The organism is Oceanobacillus locisalsi (assembly GCF_042675985.1).
Lineage (GTDB): Bacteria > Bacillota > Bacilli > Bacillales > Amphibacillaceae > Oceanobacillus > Oceanobacillus locisalsi.
Genome location: NZ_JBHTKK010000049.1, coordinates 1,679 through 4,710, shown reverse-complemented (window position 1 = coordinate 4,710; position 3,032 = coordinate 1,679). Strand labels below are relative to the sequence as shown.

Genomic DNA, 3,032 nt, shown 5'->3' with positions numbered 1-3,032 from the left:
TTTGTACCCTGAAAACTAAATAAGCGTAAGGCGACATGAAAAAACTTAGATAAGTCCTCAATCGATTAGTATCCGTCAGCTGCACGTGTCGCCACGCTTCCACCTCGGACCTATCAACCTCATCGTCTTTGAGGGATTTTACTCACTTGAAGTGATGGGAAGTTTCATCTTGAGGGGGGCTTCATGCTTAGATGCTTTCAGCACTTATCCTGACCACACGTAGCTACCCAGCAGTGCTCCTGGCGGAACAACTGGTACACCAGCGGTGTGTCCATCCCGGTCCTCTCGTACTAAGGACAGCTCCTCTCAAACTTCCGACGCCCACGACGGATAGGGACCGAACTGTCTCACGACGTTCTGAACCCAGCTCGCGTACCGCTTTAATGGGCGAACAGCCCAACCCTTGGGACCGACTACAGCCCCAGGATGCGATGAGCCGACATCGAGGTGCCAAACCTCCCCGTCGATGTGAACTCTTGGGGGAGATAAGCCTGTTATCCCCGGGGTAGCTTTTATCCGTTGAGCGATGGCCCTTCCATGCGGAACCACCGGATCACTAAGCCCGACTTTCGTCCCTGCTCGACTTGTAGGTCTCGCAGTCAAGCTCCCTTCTGCCTTTACACTCTGCGAATGATTTCCAACCATTCTGAGGGAACCTTTGGGCGCCTCCGTTACCTTTTAGGAGGCGACCGCCCCAGTCAAACTGCCCACCTGACACTGTCTCCGAACCGGATCACGGTTCTGGGTTAGAATGGTCATACAGTCAGGGTGGTATCCCACGGATGCCTCCACGTAAGCTGGCGCTCACGTTTCAACGGCTCCCACCTATCCTGTACAAACTGCACAAACATTCCATATCAGGCTACAGTAAAGCTCCACGGGGTCTTTCCGTCCTGTCGCGGGTAATGCGCATCTTCACGCATAGTATAATTTCACCGGGTCTCTCGTTGAGACAGTGCCCAAGTCGTTGCACCTTTCGTGCGGGTCGGAACTTACCCGACAAGGAATTTCGCTACCTTAGGACCGTTATAGTTACGGCCGCCGTTTACTGGGGCTTCGATTCAGAGCTTCGCCCGAAAGCTAACCCTTCCTCTTAACCTTCCAGCACCGGGCAGGTGTCAGCCCCTATACTTCGCCTTTCGGCTTCGCAGAGACCTGTGTTTTTGCTAAACAGTCGCTTGGGCCTATTCACTGCGGCTCAGACTCAGCCTGAGCACCCCTTCTCCCGAAGTTACGGGGTCATTTTGCCGAGTTCCTTAACGAGAGTTCTCCCGCTCACCTTAGGATTCTCTCCTCGCCTACCTGTGTCGGTTTGCGGTACGGGCACCTATGATCTAACTAGAGGCTTTTCTTGGCAGTGTGAAATCAGGAACTTCGGTACTCTATTTCCCTCCCCGTCACAGCTCAGAATCATGTCAGACGGATTTGCCTGTCTGACTTCCTCGCATGCTTGGACGCACATCCATCGGTGCGCACTCCTTATCCTCCTGCGTCCCCCCATTGCTCAAACAATCATGAGGTGGTACAGGAATATCAACCTGTTATCCATCGCCTACGCCTGTCGGCCTCGGCTTAGGTCCCGACTAACCCTGAGAGGACGAGCCTTCCTCAGGAAACCTTAGGCTTTCGGTGAAAGAGATTCTCACTCTTTTTTCGCTACTCATACCGGCATTCTCACTTCAAAGCGCTCCACCAGTCCTCACGGTCTGACTTCACTGCCCTTTGAACGCTCTCCTACCATTGTTCTAAAAGAACAATCCGCAGCTTCGGTGATACGTTTAGCCCCGGTACATTTTCGGCGCAGCGTCACTCGACCAGTGAGCTATTACGCACTCTTTCAATGATGGCTGCTTCTAAGCCAACATCCTGGTTGTCTGTGCAACGCCACATCCTTTTCCACTTAACGTATACTTGGGGACCTTAGCTGGCGGTCTGGGCTGTTTCCCTTTCGACTATGAACCTTATCACCCATAGTCTGACTCCCAAGCGGAAGTAGCTGGCATTCGGAGTTTGACTGAATTCGGTAACCCGGTAGGGGCCCCTCGTCCAATCAGTGCTCTACCTCCAGTACTCTTTTGCTTGAGGCTAGCCCTAAAGCTATTTCGGAGAGAACCAGCTATCTCTGTGTTCGATTGGAATTTCACCGCTACCCACACCTCATCCCCGCATTTTTCAACATACGTGGGTTCGGGCCTCCAGTCAGTGTTACCTGACCTTCACCCTGGACATGGGTAGATCACACAGTTTCGGGTCTACGACCGTATACTCACTCGCCCTGTTCAGACTCGCTTTCGCTGCGGCTCCGTGTCTTCCACTTAACCTTGCATACGATCGTAACTCGCCGGTCCATTCTACAAAAGGTACGCCGTCACCCATTAACGGGCTCCGACTACTTGTAGGCACACGGTTTCAGGTTCTATTTCACTCCCCTCCCGGGGTGCTTTTCACCTTTCCCTCACGGTACTGGTTCACTATCGGTCACTAGGGAGTATTTAGCCTTGGGAGATGGTCCTCCCGGATTCCGACGGAATTCCACGTGTTCCGCCGTACTCAGGATACACTCCGGAGGAAATGCTTTTTCGATTACAGGGCTGTTACCTTCTTTGGCTGACCTTTCCAAGTCGATTCATCTAAAACATTTCTTTGTAACTCCCATGGAGTGTCCTACAACCCCAAGAAGCAAGCTCCTTGGTTTGGGCTCTTTCCGTTTCGCTCGCCGCTACTCAGGAAATCGATGTTTCTTTCTATTCCTCCAGGTACTGAGATGTTTCAGTTCCCCGGGTGTGCCTCATCTACCCTATGTATTCAGATAGATGTACTGTTCCATTACGAACAGCGGGTTTCCCCATTCGGAAATCCTCGGATAATAACATTTACTTACAACTCCCCGAGGCATATCGGTGTTAGTCCCGTCCTTCATCGGCTCCTAGTGCCAAGGCATTCACCGTGCGCCCTTATTCACTTAACTAAGTTAGGAATAAGATGGTTGATGACAACGTCATCTGGTTTATCGCTAATTCATAGCTTTGTTG

At 51.9% G+C, this 3,032-nt stretch carries 1 rRNA gene; it reads right to left on the bottom strand.

Annotated features, from left to right (window positions below):
• Window positions 1-45: 45 nt before the first annotated feature.
• Window positions 46-2,968, bottom strand: a 23S ribosomal RNA gene (locus ACFQ19_RS20115).
• Between the last annotated feature and the right edge of the window lie 64 nt (window positions 2,969-3,032).